Below are 17,895 nucleotides of genomic sequence, written 5' to 3'. Positions count from 1 at the left end.
TTACGCCCCCTCGTCTATGGCTTCGATTCTCGCTTTTACGGCATCCAATAAAGCGTCCTGCCCTTTTTCTTTTCCTTGCAGCACTTCCAGTACGCGTTGATCAATCGTGTCAGCAGTTAAGATGTGATGGATGATGACGGTTTCTTCCTGCCCCTGCCGGTGTAGCCTGGCATTTGCCTGCTGGTACAACTCAAGGCTCCAGGTCAACCCGAACCACACGATGATGTGCCCGCCGTCCTGCAGATTGAGTCCGTGGCCGGCTGACATCGGATGCGCCAGAAGAATATCAATCTCACCGGCGTTCCATCGTTCAATCGATTTGTCCTCGTCGATGCTGATGGCCTGTTTGAATTTCTTCTGGATCCGTTCCTTGTCATGAATGAAACTGTAGAACAGCAGAATCGGCTGCCCTTGTGCTTCTTCGACAATCTCCTCAAAGGCTTTCAGCTTCTGGTCATGGACTTTCTGCACGCCTTGGTTTTCGTTATAACTGGCACCGTTCGACAGCTGCAACAGTTTCTGGCTGAGTGATGCAGCTGTTGATGCCACGATATCGCCATCCATGTATTCGAGAATGCGGTCCTTCTCCAGTCGTTCGTATTCTTCACGCTCTTTGCCGGTCAAGGTGACGGTCATGATGTTGTCAATTCGGTCAGGCAGCTGCAGGTAATCTCTCGCTTTCATCGAGACACAGACATCATCGATCAAGCCGTATATGTTTTTCTCCGATTCCGGTTTCGGTGAATATTTGTATACGATTCGCGGGTTTGATCGGTCCCATGATGCCGGCATGAAATATCGTTCCCTGTAATGGGTCATGCTGCGGCCCAGCCGTTTGCCCTGGTCAATCAGGTACACCTGACTCCAGAGATCCAGTAAGCTGTTCGGTGCCGGCGTTCCGGTCAGTCCGACAAATCGCTTGAAGGCCGGACGGATTTTCCGCAATGCCTTGAACCGGTTCGACTTCGGTGATTTGAAGCTGGACAGCTCATCCACCACCAACATGTCAAACGGAATATCTTTTCCGGCATAGTGTTCGGCCAGCCATTCCACGTTCTCCCGGTTGATCACATAGATGTCGGCGTCCTTGATCAGCGCCTGCCGTCTGGCTTTCTCGGAACCCAGCACTTTCGAGATCCGCAGGTGTTTCGTGTGCTGCCATTTAAACACTTCGCGGCTCCACGTATCCTCGGCCACCCGTTTCGGCGCAATCACCAGAACTTTTGAAACTTCCAGATGATTATTCATCAGCTGTTCGATGGCCGTTAAGGTGGAGACCGTCTTCCCGAGACCCATGTCCAGGAAGAGGCCATAACTTTCATTGTCCAGAATCTGTTTCGTTGCATAATCCTGATAAGCGTGCGGCACATATTCAATTGCCAACGATGACACCTCCAGTTACCCAAGTAGCGATCAACAGGTCGACACCTTCTTTTGAATCAACCACCCAAACTGAATGTTTTCGCTTTTCAAACTCACGTTTACATTTTTGCTGCAGCGGCCGAAGTTTTTTTCCCGGTGCTTTGACTTCCACGAAAAATTGCTTTCCATTGCCCATCAAGCAGAGACGGTCAGGAACACCTGAATATCCAGGCGACTCAAATTTCAGGCACAATCCGCCGACTCGTTCGATGTTCTTTTTCAGGTAGTTTTCTATGTCGCTTTCTCGCATCTGAAAAACTCCTTCCATATTTTAGGCGTGGCGGTGTGGTCGTAATTTTTAGCTTTCTATATATATAGGTGTATTAGGCGTTTGTATGATGTATATGGTGTATTATTACTCCTTATACTATTAAATTTAATTTATTAATATTTTTTGTCTTTACGCCCACACTAGCCCTCTACCCTTACAGGCTCTAATGTTTCAGGCGTGGTCGTAAGGTGTGGTCGTAACTGAAAACACGCCCACTACGCCCACACCCCTATTTTTTGCTTACGACCACTACGCCCACACTAAAAGGCGTTACGCCCACACCTGTTTTTGCTTAAATCAAGTCATCTTCCAGTCGAATATAGGCCCGCTGCACCCCGTATAATTTGCCAAAACGCAGGGTTCCTTTTTGGTTCTGATCACATGATTTCCACCCTTCCAAGTTGCGAAGAATGTCATTGATTTCTCGCCGGTCCATTGCTGGAAAACGTTTGGCATCATTATTCAAACACTCGCACCAAACCTCTAATGCACAAACCCGGTCCCGTAAAACAGACCCTTCCGATTCTCCGAAGTCCCCACTCAGAAACATGCGGCGGTCGCTCAGATCCCGTTCTTCCCAGTCTTCTGGCAATAACGTATCCAGGTATTCCTGCACCAAACCGGTCCACGGCGATTCCTCCGTATGTGCTTTCTGAGTTTCCTTCATCTCTGCTTCCATGGCTGTCGGCAGAAAAAGCGGTTCTTTCTGTTCAAAGTACGTTTTCGCCTCTGCCCATAACTGGCCGATCTCTTCATCCGTTAAGGTGGACCAATGGCGCTGAACCCGTTTCGCATCGACTGCGATTGGCCAGAACCGTCTGCCGCCGGTGCGGTCTTTCAGGAACGTGACGTCATTCGTAGATCCGAAGAACACGCACTGGCGCGGGAAGTCTTCGGTGTGCCGGCCATAAGCGACGCGGAACCGGTCTTCCCGTTTACTGATGAAACTCTTGATGGCTTCCACTTCTGCTTTCTTCGTAGCGGCCAGCTCACCCATTTCGACAATCCAGGCACCCTGCAGTGCTTCGAACGCTTCTTTTCCACTGACAGACGGGAGGGAATCGGAGAACCAGTCGCGGCCCATGCGGTCGAGAATCATCGATTTCCCGATACCTTGCGCCCCGTAAAGCGTCACCATGTAATCAAACTTGATGCCAGGACGGTAAACACGGGCAACAGCAGCAGTGAATGCTTTTTTCGTAACAGCCCGGTTCAGTTCCGTATCTTCAGCACCGAGAAACGTGACAAACAATCGTTCCAGTCGCTCTTCGCCGTCCCACGTCAATCCATTCAAATAGTCGCGGATTGGATGGAAGCTGTGTTTCTCGCTGATGACTTTGATGGCGTCTTCCGTCTTGTTGCGGTTGTAAAGCTGATAGACTTTCTCCATGTAATTGCGGAGCCCGGAGTCGTCACCGTCCGTCCAGTTCTCCCGTTTCTTCACCTTGCGCCAGGGAACGTCACCCGTCACCATCAGCCGGTTGCTGAATGCGTTCGTCGCAATCTTGCCTTTCAGCAGCGGGTCGTTCTCGAGCACAAGCACGATGTTCGGGACCGTGATTTCCACTTCGCCCTGCTTATCGCGTGTTATTTGACGCGTCCACTTGTAGTCTTTGGCAGCTGTTTCGTCCACTTCGATCTCGTCAAACTCCGACAGCGCCGTCTCCATCTGTTCGCGCGTTAGGGCCTCACGGACACCATCGTCCTTTTGTGCGAAGTCGCGCATGGCTGCGTAACTCGGTAGTTTCGTGACTGGTGTCTCGGGTTTCACGTCCTCATCCTGCAAGCCGAACAGGTGCAGCCGGACCAAGTCGAAGCTGTTCACCAGCTGATTGCTCGTCGGATCCGTACCGTGATGGCTGAAGGCGAACTTCCCGTCTTCATATACGATGAGCCCGCCGGCCGTTGAACCATCGGCGTATGTGTAACGCCCGTCCTGGAACTTGTCGTATTTATCGGACAGGAACGTTTCAATCGCATCTTCAATGGAATACGTCCGGCAGAACGCGCCGATCAGTCCGGCTTTCTCGTGCGGATCGCCTTGCTTGTCTGCCAGTTTCTTGTGGTCCAGCTGCTGCCGTGAACTTGTCGGCCATTCCAGCGGATCGCGCCAGTCGGCGTATTTGCTGAGAACGTCATCCGGATCCAGCCATTCGGCATCCTGATGCGTATATAAGTATTCGGCGTCCGATGATGTGGACGGCCAGTACATTAAGCGGTGCGGCTGATAGCTCGTGTCATCGAAATAATCGATGCCGATGGTCTCCGCCACTTTCTTGCCGACAGCCACATATTCTTCTGCGGTCACGGGTCGTGATAGTGGTGCTACGAAACGGATGCGCGGATTGTCTTCGGTGTGCTTATGTGTCGAATACAGCGCGTATGCGTTTCCGAACAGCATATCGATGATGTCCGCCATGCCCTCTTCCCCGAAGTCGATATCCAGCGTCAAGATGGTGCGGTTGAATACTTGTCCGGCTTTTCGTCTGCCGCCTTTTAGCATACCGCCGACAAAACCGCCGACATCCTTGATCTTGTCCTGCTGGCTCTTCGGCAATCCGCGGTATTCCGCAGCCGTCTCTTTTGTCCGGACGGTGGTCGTCAGCTTCCCGAGGAAATCGGACCACAGCAGTTCCTGATTCGCCCACTTGACGGAGGTCCGGCTGCTTGCGGTGGAGATGCTGACGGACCCGTCATGGGCGAGCCGTGGCTGGGTTGTCTTTTCTGTCTTAGCCAAACGGCTCACTCCTTTCTATTTCATAAACAAAATTAACTGAAAATTCCTATTGCTCTTTGAAACCAGAGATGATAATCTAAATGAGACTATTAGAGTAGCCCTAGCAGAGACTCATCACCTCAGCAAATCCTAAGGGTTACAAAGGATGATACCTTTGATTAAATTTCACTTAACAGTGGAGTTAGACTTGCGTCTCATTGCTACGGCATTGATTCCTGTCCTGACTCTTGTAGTCAAAATTCTGCTTGGTCTTTAAGACAAGCAGTTTTTTTATTTTCCTTCCAGTACCTGTTCCGCCCATGCATTCGCCACAGCTGACACGTGCGTCAATTCTTTGAACAGATCATCGGCATCCGATTCCTTGCCCCAACCTTCACCGCGCTGCATGGCCTGCGCGACTTCTCCGAATTCCTCTGCAAGGATTGCCAACCACTTCCCGGAGTCGTGACGCTGATGTCCATACAGTCCATTCTGCCGGTGGCGTTCAGCTGTTACTGCATTGCTAACCTTATGCATCAATTCCCGATACTTAGAATGTTTCTGAGCTTCGTAAAGCGCTTTATCCATCTCTGCCATACGCTGGATATGCTTTTCTTCCATTACGGCTTTTTCCTTTTGCAGATTTTCGAGCTGTTCTTTATAAGAGATTTCCATATCTGATTCAATCGCTTCGCTAAAAGCCTTATCGAAAGTTTCAGATTTACCTACGTTCATTTGAGTTTCTTCTATAGAAGTAGATTTATCTGTTTCAACAGCCTTATCGTAATTAGCCAATATTTCCGTTTTCATTTCTTCTGACATTTCCTTCGTCAACTCCTTCACCCGTTCCCAGCCTGCAGCCGGTTTCTTTTCAGCTAATTTCTCTTGGATGTGCTTATTTGGATTGTACGAATCTGCCAAGCGCTCTTCGGAGAGGTTCTTTTCTCTCAGCGGCGCGACCTCTTCATCTTGGATGCTGACGGTCTTGATCGTAGCAGCCTTCCTGCCTCGGAGACCGTAATCTTTGCCGACCAAGTTGTTTTCACCCTTCCATTTAGTTAACTGACTAATCGTCATACCGTATTGTTTGCCGATGCTTTCATCGGAACGCCCCTTCTCCTTGAAAAATTCATAGCGACCGACAGATAATTCTTTAATTTCAGTTGTCATTGTGCTTCCTCCTTTTTCTTTTTAGCCAGTAAGTTTCCCCAACGATTGTTCACAGCAGAGCGTGTTCGCTCAGGCAGTGACTCTGCGATGCGGCTTTCCGTGTATCCCAGACGTTTACCGTCCTGGATGATTTCATCCTCTTCTGGTGTCCAGTACTTTCGGTGACGAAACGGCCTGTCGACCCAAACTGCGCAGACTTTTTCGACATAGACGCGATCTGCGCAGAACGGACAATTGATTTTCTTTCGCTTTGAACGCCCGATCATGAAATCTCCATCACAATCTTTGCAGCGATAATATACATAGGGTTTTAAATTAGCCACGTTTAAAGTCCTTTCCGATGATGCTTACCTCCAAGAGGCGTAGCTGCTTCTGGTAAAAGTCAGCCCGTTCCTTCTCAACATCTATCTGTTTTTGCAGCAGTTCTTTTTCCCAACAATTCTTGATGAGTACTTCCAGGGTGAACATCGGGACAACAAGGGACAGCGCTTTAGGATATTCCTGCATCATCTTTTCCAACAGTTCCAGCCGTCTTTTGTCGGTCACGCTCTTCCTCCCCTTTCATAAAAATTCGAAATTCATTCAGAAAAATAAGAGTTGAACAGATCCAGAAGCTAAGTAGCAGAGCAATTAGTATTGTCAGCATAAGGCGCCCCTTTCTTAGTCCTGAGAATTAGCGGTCATGTAATCACACAATTCGGGATAAGATATCCCCTTTTTCTCATCTGTTGAAGTCCACTGGATGTAGGTGGTGCGCAAACCGCAATCATATTTTTTGGCCCGACGTTCGACAAGAACTTTTAAAGCCTGCAAAGCTTTTTGTTTATCAGTAACCAACATGATTTTTCCTCCTTTTTCATTACCGTGATTTGTGTGCGTACTGTCTATTCGAATTTAGTCTCTACCCATGCCAAAACTTCGGGTTTTGTGGCATACCTAAAGTTGCCATGATGTGGGTGCATTCCTTTGATTCCATCAATCTCCACAAATTCGGATAGATTGAATACCGATTTTTCTTCTTTATTGTTCGGTAATCCTGTGATTGCATGTACTTTGCCTGTATTTGTATTGACCACGAAATCCATTATCTGAAACTGATTCAATCTTCATTCCTCCTATCGTTATTTATGGTTCAACGTTCCGGCAGCCTACTTCTGAAGCTGGGCTTTTTTCGCTAGAAATACTTTCTTCACTTGCTTGAAGTCAATTTCATTGAACGAAGCAGCGAGGTGAATTTCCTCGCGCAGATCGTCCAGTTCTTTCATGGTTTCACATTCCTTGATGGCGTCAATGATTTCCATGCTTCTGTTCCTCCAGTGCGATGTCGAGTATCTCCGACACCTGTTTTGTGTCGTGAATGTTGAGGTCAATCCCTTTCAAGGCTGCCAGGTATTTCTGCCCCAGTTCCGCCTGTTCAATCAGCCAATCTGTGTCGGCAGCGCCGAAAAGACCGATGATGATTTTCTCTGCCACTTGCGTATGCTGTTTCGAGCGATAAGCTTCATTGGCTCTGGTGTGCTGCTGCTTTATACGCTTCAATTGTTGTTGGGCAGTTTCATCCATTGAAGAGGACCTCCTCGGCAGACGGTAGAGCAAAGCCTTCATACCAGTCAGAGAGATCCATAAAGACAAAAGCGCCTCGTCCTTCTCGGAAGGTATCCCATTTGACCGTTAATGAATCAGAATTGAGCGAGTAGGTAACCGTTGCGGATCTCGGCAACTTCTTCACGTAGGCTTTGATCAGTTTTGCGTTGACCACCACTTCATTATCAAAACGGACAGGATCAGTTTTAGAGACTTGGTAAAAGCCTTTCTGCTTTTCAAGTCGTTCAATTTTTTCTGTGAGAGCGAAGCGCGGTTTATTATCTTTCTCCAGTTCTCGGTGCTGCTTTTTCAGGACCGTGATCCTTGTACCGATTGACTTTAATTCCTTTTTCATCAGTTCAGCTATATTTGACAAGTTCTCCACTCCTAATCTTTTTTATAGAATTTCGTTTCAAATCCTTCGGCTTCAAGCGGCAATCCTTTTGCCCAGCTGATGGGCTGTGCCATCATCGTCTCGACAACAGCCAGCGCGTCCGTATCGGCATCCTCTACTTCTGCCACCACTTCATCGTGTACGTGCATGACAAGTGGATAACCTGCACGCTCTAAGCGCACCATCGAGATTGCGAGTATGTCCCGGGCTGTTGCCTGGACGATGTTCTCGACCCATTTGCCGCCGTAGGATTCGACCCGTGACCATTTGTTCTTGTCGTCCAGTCCGAAGTGCGCCACCGCATCGCCGAATTTCCCTTCAACGATATGTGGCTTGGCGTACATCAGGCTCCGTCCACTCGGCAGGTCGATGGCGAGCCAGCCCCTGTCTTTCCGGAAGGTAACGCCATGTGTCGTAACCGGAATACTGTCTCGGACTGCTGTGAGTGCTGCATCGTTGCAGGCATACCAGAAGTCCACAATATTTTTATTGGCTGCGCGCCAAGCGTTGACCAGCGGTTTCAATTCCTTTTCCTCGATGCCCATGTCCAGTGCACCCATTGCTTTTAATGCGCCGGGCCCTCCCTGATAACCAAGGGCCAGTTCAGCCACCTTGCCTTTTTGGCGAAGCGGAGAACCTTTGCCGATTTCTTCAATCGGTACTTTGAACATTTGTGCGGCCGAAGCTTCATATATTTTGCCGTGCGTTCCGAATACATTCAGGCGCCACTGTTCGCCGGCGAACCATGCAATGACTCGTGCCTCAATCGCTGAGAAATCTGATACCACAAATTTGTGGCCAGGCTTTGCGACGAAGCAGGTCCGAACCAATTGGCTCAAGATATCCTGCTGGCTTTCAGAGAACAGGAGATCCAGTCCGTCGAAATCCTGCTGCTTGATCAGTTCGCGTGCATCGTTCAAAAGTGGTAAGCTCATTTTGTTTTTCGTCAGGTTCTGTACCTGAACACCACGGCCGGCCCATCTGCCGGTTTTCGATGCCCCGTAAAATTGAAGGATCCCGCGCACTCGGCTGTCATCGCACACCATCGATTGCATCTTGCCGTATTTCTTGATGGAGCTCTTCGACAATTCCTGCCGGAGCTTCAAGGCTTCGTGCACAGGCCCTGACTTGTATTCGTCCAGGAATAGATCGATTGTTGCTTTCTGCATGTTTGGTAGTTCTGCGCCCTGTTCTTTCAGCCATTCAAGCATCTGCGTCGGGCTGTTCGGATTGGCAAGCTCTGTAAGCGCAACAGCTTTCCCCATCGCCTTTTCCTTCGCTTGGATGTCACAGGCGACTGCACCTTCCATCAATTCGAGATCCAGCTGAACGCCTCTGTCATTGATTGTCTGGTCCAGCGTCCAGAGTTCCTGTTCAAATTCCGGAACCGGGAAGGAATCAATCTTGCGGCGGATCTTCTGTTCCACCCGGACATCCTGTTTGCAGTAGTCCAGGAACATTGCCCACTTTACAGGATCATGTTCTGGAAGGTTTCGAGTCCGTCCGCCGTTTGATTGTGTCGGCTTGCACGGTTTCGAGAAGTAGCTGATCAATGCAGTACCGGCTTTGTCCTTCTGGTCTTCCAGCTTCAAGACTTCTGCGACCTGAGCAAGTGCTGCGGGCAATCCAAGTCTTGTCGAGTCCACCATCGTGCAGCGCCATTCTTTTGGCGGCATCTGCATGTCAAACCAATTAGCCATACACGTCCGTTCGAAACTGGCGTTGTGTGCAGTCTTGATGACCGATGGATTTTGAAGCAACTTGAGAAACTTCGCGACTTTCTTTTCATGATCGACAAGTAAATCTCTGCCCCAGTTGTTGTATTTGTAGCTGGCAAAATCGATGATCTCGACAGGCCCACCACTGATGGAAGTGCCATCATCAAACGAATAGGCAAGCATGAGGATTTCAAAACTCTCGTGTTCTGCGTAGCGGTAAACGCCCACATCGCGCAAGTCCAGCTCGCAATAGGTTTCTATGTCGATATTCAGCTTTTTTGGCAATTCCTTCACATCCTATATGCTTATAATTAAATTTTTTTGTATTCTTTTGACAACTAATGGTTATAAAAAAGAGGGAGCATTTCTGCCCCCGCATTCAATTCGGATTAGATTAAATCATCTTCGGCTGATTCCAATTCGTCGAAGTCGTCTTCTGCCTTCGCACGTCCACCGAGGAATTCACCGTCTGCCCATTTCTGCACATTGTTCAGTCCAGCCGCGATGCCTTTATTGCCATTTGTGTTGAACGCATAGAAGTTGATGGAAGCTCTCACGTAGCAGCCGCTGTAAATTGCTGATGAATCGGTCAGCTTGATTTTGTTTTGGTCGATGATGCCGGGAGGTGTTTTGCTTGTCGCGTTGATGAAATACGCATCTTCGTAAGCTTCATCATCTTCGCGGTCAACATCGCCGTCACGTAATGGCGTTTTCAAGTTCGCTGGTACTTTACCGCCGAGTTTCGCTTTACCTGTTTCGCCAGCTTCTTTGATCGCTTCTTCAATTAATGCAATCAGCTTTGTTTCTGATTTCGGGATGATCAGCGAGATGGAATACTTCTCGTCTCCACCGTTGATGGCGTTTGGCTCAAAAATATGGACATAGCTTGCACGTACTTTACCTGTGATGACTTTCGTTCCTGCTCTTTTCATGAATAATTCCTACTTTCTGTTTTTAGTTTGGGATTTCATCAAATTCCGCTTGTGCGGTTTCGGTACCGACTGCCGGACGTTTATCCGATTCAGGAACCAGTGCGGGTTTGCCTGGTGGCTTGACGACCAAACTGCCAATCAAGTCTTCCACCATTTTTTTACCGATCCGTTTCTCCAGCTTGGAGATGGATAGTACTTTTGTTTCTGCAATGCTGGTCACGTCATATTTCCGTTTCAGTTCTTCGAACACTTTTTCTTCATCCGCATACTTGCGAGTGCTGCGGCCCTCGACGACTTTCCATCCCTCGAAGAGTGTACCGACCTGCGCTTTCTCCAGTGCAAAGTCCTGAACATCTTTCACCCACTTCTGCAGCTCATCCGCTTGGAAGAGGATGTCTGCAATCTCGTCAGGTGTCAGCAGGTTCGGGTCCTGCAACTTATTCGGCACAGCCAATTGTTTCTCGGCCCTTGCACGACAGGTGTGCTTGATTTTGCAGAAGCGGCAATGATCACCGGGAACAAACTCGCCTTCACCGTGCCAAGCCATTTCGGCTCTCGGCTTGACGTACTCAATGCCCCAAGCTTTCAAGTCCTCAGCGTCCATCGTTTCGGTCGAGAAGTTATCCAGCCGCGGCTGGATAATGGTCATGTTGACTTCATGGATATCTTCAATCAGTTCGAATAGGGATAAGGCACCGAGCGCGTAAAGCCGAAGCTGTTCGTTATCCTCTGCACTGACTTCGATGCCTTTGCCGAACTTCAGGTCAATGATTTCAAGGACACCACCGGAGACGATGATCACATCCCCTGTCCCGAATGATTCCGGAACATAATCAGTGAGATCCAATCGCTCTTCGAACATCAGCACCGGCTGTTTGCTTCTTAGCTTCGCGGCGTTGATCCGTTCAGCGACCAAATCGACATACTCCTCGACATACTGCTGCAGCTCTTCTGTATAGAACTGATTCTCTTTCATCTTCTTAAACTTACTGTTGAAGGTGCGTTTCGGCATGTCCTGATACATCTGTGCAAAATACAGCTCGGAAAGTTCATGGGCAAACGTGCCTTCTTTCGCAAACTCGCTTGTCGTGTCTGCCAGTCCTTTTTCCATCGATGCCGATTTCGTACAGACCAGCCACCTATGCGCCCCACTCGCTGAAAGCGTTGCATGGGCGCGGTTTGCGTGGGCCGTCATTAGGCGTTCGAATCCATGAAGTGGATGGCTGCTTGATAATCGGCCGGATCCAGTTCGGATACTTTCGGCACACCCTTCTCTTCCAGGAAGCCTTTCAACTTTTTACGATTTGCAGGATTGCCTTGCACAAATGCACGAGTATTCGAGGTCAGCACTTCAAGCGTGATGCCGGATGTGTTTTTCTCTTCTTTCGGCTCTTCTTTGACCGGCTCTTCTTTCACTGGCTCTTTTTCAGGAGTGGCTTCAGGTTCCTTCTCGGGGCCGACCTGCTTTGCATTCTCTTCTTTTTTCGCTTTTGGCTTTTCCTCTTTTGTTTCAAGTGGCTTCACGATATCGGACTGTGTGACACCTGCCAGCGGATTGTTGCCGAATGCGGATGCCAGGTTATTTAGTGCCCCTACAAGCTCTGGAGCTTCAACGGTTACTGTAATATTCATGTACGACTCTCTCCTTTGTGTGCTATAATGCACGTATTAATAACTATTTCGTTACACGTCTCGTGTGACAGTCAGACTCTCTGTTCGAGCAGAGGGTCTATTTTTTTGGCGTTTTTTCTTCAGCATCCCAAACCTCATAAACTTCGAAATCATCAACTTCAGCGTTTGACATTATCGAACTCCAGTTGATCGTTGAGTCTAAAAGTTCATTCAACTTTCTGTAAGGCATTGCATCAAGTTCTTCTTCTGTCATATTCAATTCGACTTCGAAATCAACTTTTAATGTAGCGGATCCACTTACTTTGATAGCCATCGTTTTCCACCTCCTCTCGGTGCAATAAATCTTTTTACATAAGTTTTCTAAATTGTCAGATAATTTGATACTACTTTGAAGAAAATATTTACAAAAAGTTAGTTAAAATTTTACTCACCCTCAGCGAGTGAGTGGACTACCTGGTCATTCAGCTATTCTGAATTTCTTGATGCCTGCGAAATGCAGCAGATAGTATTTGACGTTTTCCAACAGAAACACGCGGCCATCTTCATCCTCAAACCATTCGTCGCCGTCTTTGATCTCATGACCGAAATGATCTTCAACGGGGGAATTGGTGTCAGGGTCTTCCAGTGGCGGCAACTCTTCTTCATATCGTTTATCCTCAATCGGATAGCCTGTCTTCATTGCGCGTTCAATATCTGGATGTTCCAATACTTTCACCCTTTCCGAATTACTCGGCTGCTGAATGCTAGAAACCCTTTGAAATTTTCGTAGCGCAAAGCATCACGTCTTGCAACTGCACGCCATTTTTTCATTTCAATTTCTGCAGGTTCAGTTATCCTGTAGCAGCCATATACAAATCCGATGAATCCTGAAATCATTGTGCCGGCGATTAGTGTTTGAACAATATTTTCTTCTGAGAACATTTAGTTACTCCTTTCAGAATGAGTCGAGCGTCTGTCCACGCGGTTATTTTTTACCACTCATCCATAATTGATTTCATTGCTTTTAAGCTTTCTTCATAGAACCAGTAGCGTTTGCCTTTATGTTTCCGTCGTTCCAACAACCTCATTCGAGGATCATGCAAGAATTCGTTTTCCAGGAAGCTTTTGCTCATACATGTACGCTTGGACATCTGATCGATATCCCAGGTAAAGAATACATGCTGGATAGCCTCATCCAGCTTGGCGTTTACATGTTGCCGGATTTCGTCTTGATCGATGCCCACTTCAATTTTTGCGAATGACATTTCGATCACTTCCTTACTTAGTTAAGTTTTCAAGTATTGCGTAAATGCGTTCTTCTTCTTCTGATGCAAACCATTCTTCCTCTTTCAGCGGGTTTGTCATGTTGGCACCTCCGAACTTTACTAAAAGTAAAGTCAATGTGTAAAAAAATTTATATCGACACCCAACGCTTCGCACAGCTTGACATGGTTTTTGAGATTAGGGGTCCTAGTCCCACTCATATACAAGGATATGGTGGACTCGTCTAACCCTGACTTCTTAGCCAATTCACGCTGTGAAATACCCTTATTCTTAAGAAGAATAGCTAAGGTATCTTTATACTCACTCATCTCGTGCTGCCTCCTCTCTTCTTTGCTTAATGCAAACTTTACTATAAGCAAAGTATCGAGTCAAGTAATTTGATAACTTTTCAAAAACGAAAATTTAGTTTGCGTTTAAGCAAAGTTTTATATATAATAAGGATATAACTTACATAATCGCTGAAAAGAGGCACTTAAAATGAAAACTATCGGTGAAAAAATTAAAACTAAAAGAAATGAAAAAAGAATGACACAGCAAGAATTGGCTGACAAAATCGGTGTCTCCTATACGACCGTAAGTCTATATGAGTCTAATTCGCGCAAACCTTCCTTTAAGGCTTTGGCTCGTATTGCTGATGTTTTCGATGTAAGCACTGCGTACTTTTTTGAAGAAGAAGATCCTTCTGAAGCAAAACGGGATAAAGTAAAGGTTGCTATGAGAAATATGGATAAGCTTTCTGACGAAGACGTGGATAGAGTTAACGATATTATCAAAACTTTTTTAAATTCAAGCGGTAAGGATAAGTAAGATTGAAAATACCTACCCGAGCCCGTTATCGTTTAGCAACCCAAAAAGCCCACGAATTTATAAAAGAGAATTCTATCAACTCCCTTCCAGTAGATCCGTTCGTATTAGCGGATTTGATGGATGTTTCACTTAAAACCTATACGGAAGTATCGATAGAAAAAAACCAGACTTTGGAGGAAACAATCAAAGGTTTTGGTTCAAGGGATGGTATCGCGGCTCTAAGTGATGGTGTACCTGGAATCTTCTATAACGATACTGAGATCCCTTCGAGAGTTAGATTCACCATAATTCATGAGTTAGGCCATATATATTTAGGGCATCTTGATGACTTTGAAGAGACTTCCTTTACCCGAAAAAATCTATCGAATGAAAAATACGAGGTACTGGAACGAGAAACCAATTGTTTTGCAAGAAATGTTCTTGCACCTCTTCCTGTAGTGGATTCATTAGAACAGATAAACCCAAAATCACTAATAGAATTATTTTTCATATCATCTGGAGCAGCTAAGGCACGCTTGGATTTTTATGCTCTTGATATCCGAAATACTCAAAAAGCACTCTACACCTCAACAAAATCCCAATTCGCACCCTTCATCTTCAAACTGCATAATACCCATGGCTGCGTACATTGCGGGAGCATTCATATTTCCATAAACCCTAAGTTCTGCAGTATCTGTGGAAATAAAGACTTGAGCAAAATAAAAAAAACCATAGGAGTTGAAGTCAGTATGCGTTATTCAGAAATTTACTATAATGCGGACAAGCGACCGATCGCATGCCCCTCGTGTAACAATGAAATGCTGCAAAATGGTCCGTACTGCCAAGTGTGCAGCAGATACGTAATTAATCAATGTACAGGTCTCTACGAAGACGAAATTAATGAATACAGTTCAAGAATTTATTGGCATTCCCACCAACATGGATGCGAGGGTACATTAAGCGGTGATGCTAGATTTTGTAGTAATTGCGGTTCAACATCTACTTATTATGAAGAGGGGTTTTTACGTTCCTGGAACAGTGACGTACAAGATCCGTATATTGAAACAGTAGGGGCAACCAAAAATGGTTTGCTTGTTGCAGTGGCTGATGAAGATTTACCATTTTAAGGAGGTGGTGCCATAATTTCTTCCCCCATAGAGCGTCTGTCCACGCACAAAGGAAGAAACCAATGACAAAAACCAAGTCTAAGAAATATGAACATGTTTTCTGGTATTTAGATAAAAATATGAAGAAACTCTGGGGTTACCGATATCGGTATTATGATGCCCTCGGTAATCGCAGGGAAAAAGCAAAGCAGAGCTTTACTACAGAAGTAGATGCCTATCGAAAACTATTAGAAATTCAGACGCAAGTGGTCAATGGCGATACGAAGCGCGTAGAAAATTCGAATCTGACCGTCTCTGAATGGTTGAATATCTGGTACGAAACGCATCAAATTGAATGGTCCATTTCTTCTCAGATCCAAAGAAGGCGTGCGATCGAGTTACAAATGAAGCCGTTACTCGGCAAGTTCAAACTTGGAGAGCTCGATAAGAACACGTACAAGCGTAAGTACCTGAATGTGCTCCAGGAACATTACAAGCCGAGTACCGTAAAACTGTATCACCGCCTATTCAAGATTGCGGTCAATGCAGCTGTCGATGATGAAATCATTCCCCGGAACCGTTTCGGAAAAATGACCTTGACTGACGAAGAAATCAACGACAACTTTTTGGCTGCTCATGAGCTTCGGGAGTTTTTGAATGCAGCCAAGCACTTCGAGAACGTCACGAATTACACGTTCATCTATTTGCTCGCCTATACAGGTTTGCGAAGAGGCGAAGCCCAAGGCCTCCAGTGGAGAGATATCAGCTTTGATACAAAGATGTTATCAGTGGAACGTACAAGAGATAAAAACGGTGTCCGCAAGCCGAAGACAAAAAGAAGCCGCCGGGCACTTTTGCTCGACGACCTAATCATTCATCACTTAAAAGTGTATCGTACCTGGTGCAAAAAAACTAAACTGTATTTCGGACGGCAGCTAAAAGAAGATGATTTCATTTTCATCTCACACCAGTCCGGAAAACCGATCGGCGACAATACGATCAAGTACAGTTTCGAACGGCTTTTCAAGGAGACAGGAATCAAGCGGATTACCCCACACGGTCTCCGGCATACACATGCCACCTTATTGATTATGGACCGGATCCCGACAGTCGTCGTTGCTGCACGGCTTGGAAATACTCCGGCAATGATTGATAATGTATACGGTCATGTACTGAAAAATGTGGAGGAAGAATCCGTCCATTCCTTTGCAAAAATTATGAATCAATAGCGGTTTGGGGGAGAAACTGGGGGAACTTTTTCTGCAGCACCCTTCCAACCTAGCGCCACAACGGGTTCTCAAGACCATTGAGTACTACTCACGTTAATCTTTCGATTTCAAAACCCCAAACCGGATCTTCCGGTTTGGGGTTTTTCTGTTCCTCCCCGCTCCACCGCAGGAAGACTCCGCTGCTTTATGATAAACTGAGAAAAATGGAGGTGCAGCAATGAGAATCATTTCAATCTGTCCGAGCAACACCGAATTGCTGGCTTTTTTAGGCGCAGAAAGAATGTTGGTCGGCATCGACGATTATTCCGATTGGCCCGAACAAATCACCCACTTGCCGAGACTCGGTCCTGACCTTTCCATCCGAATGGATGAACTGGAAAGACTGAAACCCGATTTGGTGCTGGCGTCGCTCAGTGTGCCAGGCATGGAAAAGAACGTGGAAGAATTGATTAAAAGAAAAATTCCCCATCTGATCCTGAATCCTCAAAGCCTGGATGACATCGGCCGGGACCTGTTGGCTGTCGGTGAGGCCTGCGGCGTGGACGCGCTCGCTGCCCATTCCGCTTATATTGCAGCAATCGAGGAAATAAAATCGCGTTCCGCCGAAGCTGCCAGCCGTCCTTCGCTTTACTGGGAATGGTGGCCAAAACCGATTTTCACGCCTGGACGGGTCAATTGGCTTACCGAAATCAGTGAAATCGCCGGGGCTCACAATGTGTTCGAAGACATCGATTCCGCTAATATCCAAACCGATTGGGAGGATATCCTGCGCCGCGATCCGGATTACATTCTCTTGGCCTGGGTCGGCATCATGACGGATAAAGTAAAACCGGCGCTCGTCCGAAAACGGCCGGGCTACGAGTCAATGAAAGCTGCGGATCATATTCATATAATGGAAGAAGAACTTTATTGCCGCCCTTCTCCCCGATTGATCGAAGGCGCCATAAAGCTTGGGAAAATTCTCCATCCCGCGCAGTTTAACGACATGGAGAATCCGGAATTTTTAAAGCGTTAATCAGTTTATTCACCAATAGATCCCTTTAATATACACACAAAAAAAGCAACGCTCCCCTGAAGGAGGCGTTGCTTTTTTACGTTAAATTATGGCATTTATCGTTAAATATTTCTGTTGCCTCTGACGTTACCGGTATCATGTGTTCTGCCGATCAACGGGTCTGTTTCTGAAAAACTCTCACGGTCATTGCGATCGGGAATATCCAGCGTGTCATCTTCAACCAATACAATGATTTCCCCTTCGTTGAAGCGGTTTTCATAATCCTTCGCTTCATCTTCCGGAATACCCATTCCGATCAACGCGCCGGCAAGTCCGCCAACACCTGCACCTGCTGCAGCACCAGTCAAACCTGCCACAATCGGTCCGGCTGCTACAATCGGCCCGATACCTGGTATTGCCAATGCACCGAGACCGGCAAGTACACCGCCGAGCCCACCAAGTGCGCCGCCTGCCAGTGCGCCGGTTGCAGCACCTTCACCGGCATGCGTGCCAGTTTCTTCGGTGATATTTTTTGTTTCTTCTTCATTTTTCCCGAGAACGGAAATATCTTCCGTGCTGTGGCCTCTTCTTTTTAAATCCTCAATCGCTGCAATTGCTTGTTCTTCTGTCCGATATGAACCTACTACTCTCGACATTATTACGCCTCCTCAGATTTGT

At 46.9% G+C, this 17,895-nt stretch carries 25 protein-coding genes; 4 read left to right on the top strand and 21 right to left on the bottom strand.

The annotated features are described in order from the left end of the window. From DHX103_RS14395 to DHX103_RS14300, 20 genes are all read right to left on the bottom strand, one after another. Window positions 1-1,383 (bottom strand): DEAD/DEAH box helicase, encoded by a 1,383-nt coding sequence (locus DHX103_RS14395; protein WP_422122915.1) that lies wholly within the window; start codon window positions 1,381-1,383, stop codon window positions 1-3. Further along, on the bottom strand, window positions 1,373-1,672 hold the full coding sequence (locus DHX103_RS14390) for a VRR-NUC domain-containing protein (protein WP_422122914.1): 300 nt from the start codon (window positions 1,670-1,672) through the stop codon (window positions 1,373-1,375). The genes DHX103_RS14395 and DHX103_RS14390 overlap by 11 nt, the downstream gene beginning before the upstream one ends. Window positions 1,673-1,985: 313 nt before the next feature. Beyond that, entirely contained in the window at window positions 1,986-4,430 is a 2,445-nt protein-coding gene (locus tag DHX103_RS14385; protein WP_422122913.1) for a VapE domain-containing protein, read from the bottom strand. 270 nt (window positions 4,431-4,700) lie between these two features. After that, complete coding sequence (locus DHX103_RS14380; protein WP_422122912.1) at window positions 4,701-5,579, bottom strand: hypothetical protein; 879 nt, start codon at window positions 5,577-5,579, stop codon at window positions 4,701-4,703. Then, window positions 5,576-5,902 carry an SANT/Myb-like DNA-binding domain-containing protein gene (locus DHX103_RS14375; RefSeq protein WP_422122911.1) on the bottom strand — a complete coding sequence of 109 codons (327 nt, stop codon included), beginning with the start codon at window positions 5,900-5,902 and terminating at the stop codon, window positions 5,576-5,578. The genes DHX103_RS14380 and DHX103_RS14375 overlap by 4 nt, the downstream gene beginning before the upstream one ends. After that, complete coding sequence (locus DHX103_RS14370) at window positions 5,895-6,125, bottom strand: hypothetical protein (protein WP_422122910.1); 231 nt, start codon at window positions 6,123-6,125, stop codon at window positions 5,895-5,897. Before DHX103_RS14370 ends, DHX103_RS14375 begins: the two co-directional genes overlap by 8 nt. 114 nt (window positions 6,126-6,239) lie before the next feature. Continuing rightward, window positions 6,240-6,419 carry a hypothetical protein gene (locus tag DHX103_RS14365; protein WP_422122909.1) on the bottom strand — a complete coding sequence of 60 codons (180 nt, stop codon included), beginning with the start codon at window positions 6,417-6,419 and terminating at the stop codon, window positions 6,240-6,242. A 44-nt stretch (window positions 6,420-6,463) separates the two neighbouring features. Beyond that, window positions 6,464-6,682, bottom strand: coding sequence for a hypothetical protein (locus DHX103_RS14360; protein WP_422122908.1), 219 nt, complete (start codon window positions 6,680-6,682; stop codon window positions 6,464-6,466). A gap of 45 nt (window positions 6,683-6,727) precedes the next feature. Then, window positions 6,728-6,880 carry a hypothetical protein gene (locus tag DHX103_RS14355; protein ID WP_422122907.1) on the bottom strand — a complete coding sequence of 51 codons (153 nt, stop codon included), beginning with the start codon at window positions 6,878-6,880 and terminating at the stop codon, window positions 6,728-6,730. Continuing rightward, entirely contained in the window at window positions 6,867-7,142 is a 276-nt protein-coding gene (locus tag DHX103_RS14350; RefSeq protein ID WP_422122906.1) for a hypothetical protein, read from the bottom strand. The genes DHX103_RS14355 and DHX103_RS14350 overlap by 14 nt, the downstream gene beginning before the upstream one ends. Beyond that, window positions 7,135-7,539 carry a hypothetical protein gene (locus DHX103_RS14345; protein WP_422122905.1) on the bottom strand — a complete coding sequence of 135 codons (405 nt, stop codon included), beginning with the start codon at window positions 7,537-7,539 and terminating at the stop codon, window positions 7,135-7,137. The genes DHX103_RS14350 and DHX103_RS14345 overlap by 8 nt, the downstream gene beginning before the upstream one ends. Window positions 7,540-7,550: 11 nt before the next feature. After that, window positions 7,551-9,548: a DNA polymerase gene (locus tag DHX103_RS14340; RefSeq protein ID WP_422124788.1), complete on the bottom strand. Its 1,998-nt coding sequence runs from the start codon at window positions 9,546-9,548 to the stop codon at window positions 7,551-7,553. A 116-nt stretch (window positions 9,549-9,664) separates the two neighbouring features. Further along, window positions 9,665-10,207, bottom strand: coding sequence for a DUF2815 family protein (locus tag DHX103_RS14335; protein WP_422122904.1), 543 nt, complete (start codon window positions 10,205-10,207; stop codon window positions 9,665-9,667). A 22-nt stretch (window positions 10,208-10,229) separates the two neighbouring features. Continuing rightward, a complete protein-coding gene (locus tag DHX103_RS14330; protein ID WP_422122903.1) occupies window positions 10,230-11,402 on the bottom strand; it encodes a DUF2800 domain-containing protein in 1,173 nt (390 codons plus the stop codon). Continuing rightward, on the bottom strand, window positions 11,402-11,839 hold the full coding sequence (locus DHX103_RS14325; RefSeq protein WP_422122902.1) for a hypothetical protein: 438 nt from the start codon (window positions 11,837-11,839) through the stop codon (window positions 11,402-11,404). The genes DHX103_RS14330 and DHX103_RS14325 overlap by 1 nt, the downstream gene beginning before the upstream one ends. A gap of 97 nt (window positions 11,840-11,936) precedes the next feature. Then, entirely contained in the window at window positions 11,937-12,152 is a 216-nt protein-coding gene (locus DHX103_RS14320; RefSeq protein ID WP_422122901.1) for a hypothetical protein, read from the bottom strand. A 144-nt stretch (window positions 12,153-12,296) separates the two neighbouring features. After that, a complete protein-coding gene (locus tag DHX103_RS14315; protein WP_422122900.1) occupies window positions 12,297-12,545 on the bottom strand; it encodes a YqaI family protein in 249 nt (82 codons plus the stop codon). A 5-nt stretch (window positions 12,546-12,550) separates the two neighbouring features. Continuing rightward, complete coding sequence (locus DHX103_RS14310) at window positions 12,551-12,760, bottom strand: hypothetical protein (protein ID WP_422122899.1); 210 nt, start codon at window positions 12,758-12,760, stop codon at window positions 12,551-12,553. A gap of 50 nt (window positions 12,761-12,810) precedes the next feature. Then, the gene (locus tag DHX103_RS14305; protein ID WP_422122898.1) at window positions 12,811-13,083 is read right to left on the bottom strand and encodes a hypothetical protein; all 273 of its coding nucleotides are present in this window, start codon (window positions 13,081-13,083) and stop codon (window positions 12,811-12,813) included. Window positions 13,084-13,215: 132 nt separating this feature from the next. Then, window positions 13,216-13,410, bottom strand: a complete 195-nt coding sequence (locus DHX103_RS14300; RefSeq protein ID WP_422122897.1) for a helix-turn-helix domain-containing protein — start codon at window positions 13,408-13,410, stop codon at window positions 13,216-13,218. A 169-nt stretch (window positions 13,411-13,579) separates the two neighbouring features. Here DHX103_RS14300 and DHX103_RS14295 point away from each other — a divergent pair, with 169 nt between their 5' ends. The 4 genes from DHX103_RS14295 to DHX103_RS14280 all read left to right on the top strand — a co-directional run bounded on the left by DHX103_RS14295 (window position 13,580) and on the right by DHX103_RS14280 (window position 17,238). Continuing rightward, complete coding sequence (locus DHX103_RS14295) at window positions 13,580-13,909, top strand: helix-turn-helix domain-containing protein (RefSeq protein WP_422122896.1); 330 nt, start codon at window positions 13,580-13,582, stop codon at window positions 13,907-13,909. 2 nt (window positions 13,910-13,911) lie between these two features. Continuing rightward, window positions 13,912-15,015 (top strand): ImmA/IrrE family metallo-endopeptidase, encoded by a 1,104-nt coding sequence (locus DHX103_RS14290; RefSeq protein WP_422122895.1) that lies wholly within the window; start codon window positions 13,912-13,914, stop codon window positions 15,013-15,015. 62 nt (window positions 15,016-15,077) lie between these two features. Then, complete coding sequence (locus DHX103_RS14285) at window positions 15,078-16,223, top strand: tyrosine-type recombinase/integrase (RefSeq protein WP_422122894.1); 1,146 nt, start codon at window positions 15,078-15,080, stop codon at window positions 16,221-16,223. A gap of 217 nt (window positions 16,224-16,440) precedes the next feature. Next, a complete protein-coding gene (locus tag DHX103_RS14280) occupies window positions 16,441-17,238 on the top strand; it encodes a cobalamin-binding protein (protein WP_422122893.1) in 798 nt (265 codons plus the stop codon). Between the two features lie 101 nt (window positions 17,239-17,339). Here the strand turns inward: DHX103_RS14280 and DHX103_RS14275 are convergent, their stop codons facing one another. Beyond that, complete coding sequence (locus tag DHX103_RS14275) at window positions 17,340-17,873, bottom strand: general stress protein (protein ID WP_422122892.1); 534 nt, start codon at window positions 17,871-17,873, stop codon at window positions 17,340-17,342. Window positions 17,874-17,895: the final 22 nt, after the last annotated feature.

This window comes from Planococcus daihaiensis (assembly GCF_049262615.1).
GTDB lineage: Bacteria > Bacillota > Bacilli > Bacillales_A > Planococcaceae > Planococcus.
This window is presented reverse-complemented; position numbering and strand designations above follow the sequence as displayed.

Excerpts from the sequence above, each read along its gene's own strand:
- DHX103_RS14350 (WP_422122906.1), bottom strand. The coding sequence starts at position 7,142 with ATGGATGAAACTGCCCAACAACAATTGAAGCGTATAAAGCAGCAGCAC.
- DHX103_RS14285 (WP_422122894.1), top strand. The coding sequence starts at position 15,078 with ATGACAAAAACCAAGTCTAAGAAATATGAACATGTTTTCTGGTATTTA.
- DHX103_RS14310 (WP_422122899.1), bottom strand. The coding sequence starts at position 12,760 with ATGTTCTCAGAAGAAAATATTGTTCAAACACTAATCGCCGGCACAATG.
- DHX103_RS14390 (WP_422122914.1), bottom strand. The coding sequence starts at position 1,672 with ATGCGAGAAAGCGACATAGAAAACTACCTGAAAAAGAACATCGAACGA.
- DHX103_RS14365 (WP_422122909.1), bottom strand. The coding sequence starts at position 6,419 with ATGTTGGTTACTGATAAACAAAAAGCTTTGCAGGCTTTAAAAGTTCTT.
- DHX103_RS14300 (WP_422122897.1), bottom strand. The coding sequence starts at position 13,410 with ATGAGTGAGTATAAAGATACCTTAGCTATTCTTCTTAAGAATAAGGGT.
- DHX103_RS14380 (WP_422122912.1), bottom strand. The coding sequence starts at position 5,579 with ATGACAACTGAAATTAAAGAATTATCTGTCGGTCGCTATGAATTTTTC.
- DHX103_RS14280 (WP_422122893.1), top strand. The coding sequence starts at position 16,441 with ATGAGAATCATTTCAATCTGTCCGAGCAACACCGAATTGCTGGCTTTT.
- DHX103_RS14295 (WP_422122896.1), top strand. The coding sequence starts at position 13,580 with ATGAAAACTATCGGTGAAAAAATTAAAACTAAAAGAAATGAAAAAAGA.
- DHX103_RS14335 (WP_422122904.1), bottom strand. The coding sequence starts at position 10,207 with ATGAAAAGAGCAGGAACGAAAGTCATCACAGGTAAAGTACGTGCAAGC.
- DHX103_RS14330 (WP_422122903.1), bottom strand. The coding sequence starts at position 11,402 with ATGACGGCCCACGCAAACCGCGCCCATGCAACGCTTTCAGCGAGTGGG.
- DHX103_RS14355 (WP_422122907.1), bottom strand. The coding sequence starts at position 6,880 with ATGGAAATCATTGACGCCATCAAGGAATGTGAAACCATGAAAGAACTG.
- DHX103_RS14320 (WP_422122901.1), bottom strand. The coding sequence starts at position 12,152 with ATGGCTATCAAAGTAAGTGGATCCGCTACATTAAAAGTTGATTTCGAA.
- DHX103_RS14305 (WP_422122898.1), bottom strand. The coding sequence starts at position 13,083 with ATGTCATTCGCAAAAATTGAAGTGGGCATCGATCAAGACGAAATCCGG.
- DHX103_RS14325 (WP_422122902.1), bottom strand. The coding sequence starts at position 11,839 with ATGAATATTACAGTAACCGTTGAAGCTCCAGAGCTTGTAGGGGCACTA.
- DHX103_RS14275 (WP_422122892.1), bottom strand. The coding sequence starts at position 17,873 with ATGTCGAGAGTAGTAGGTTCATATCGGACAGAAGAACAAGCAATTGCA.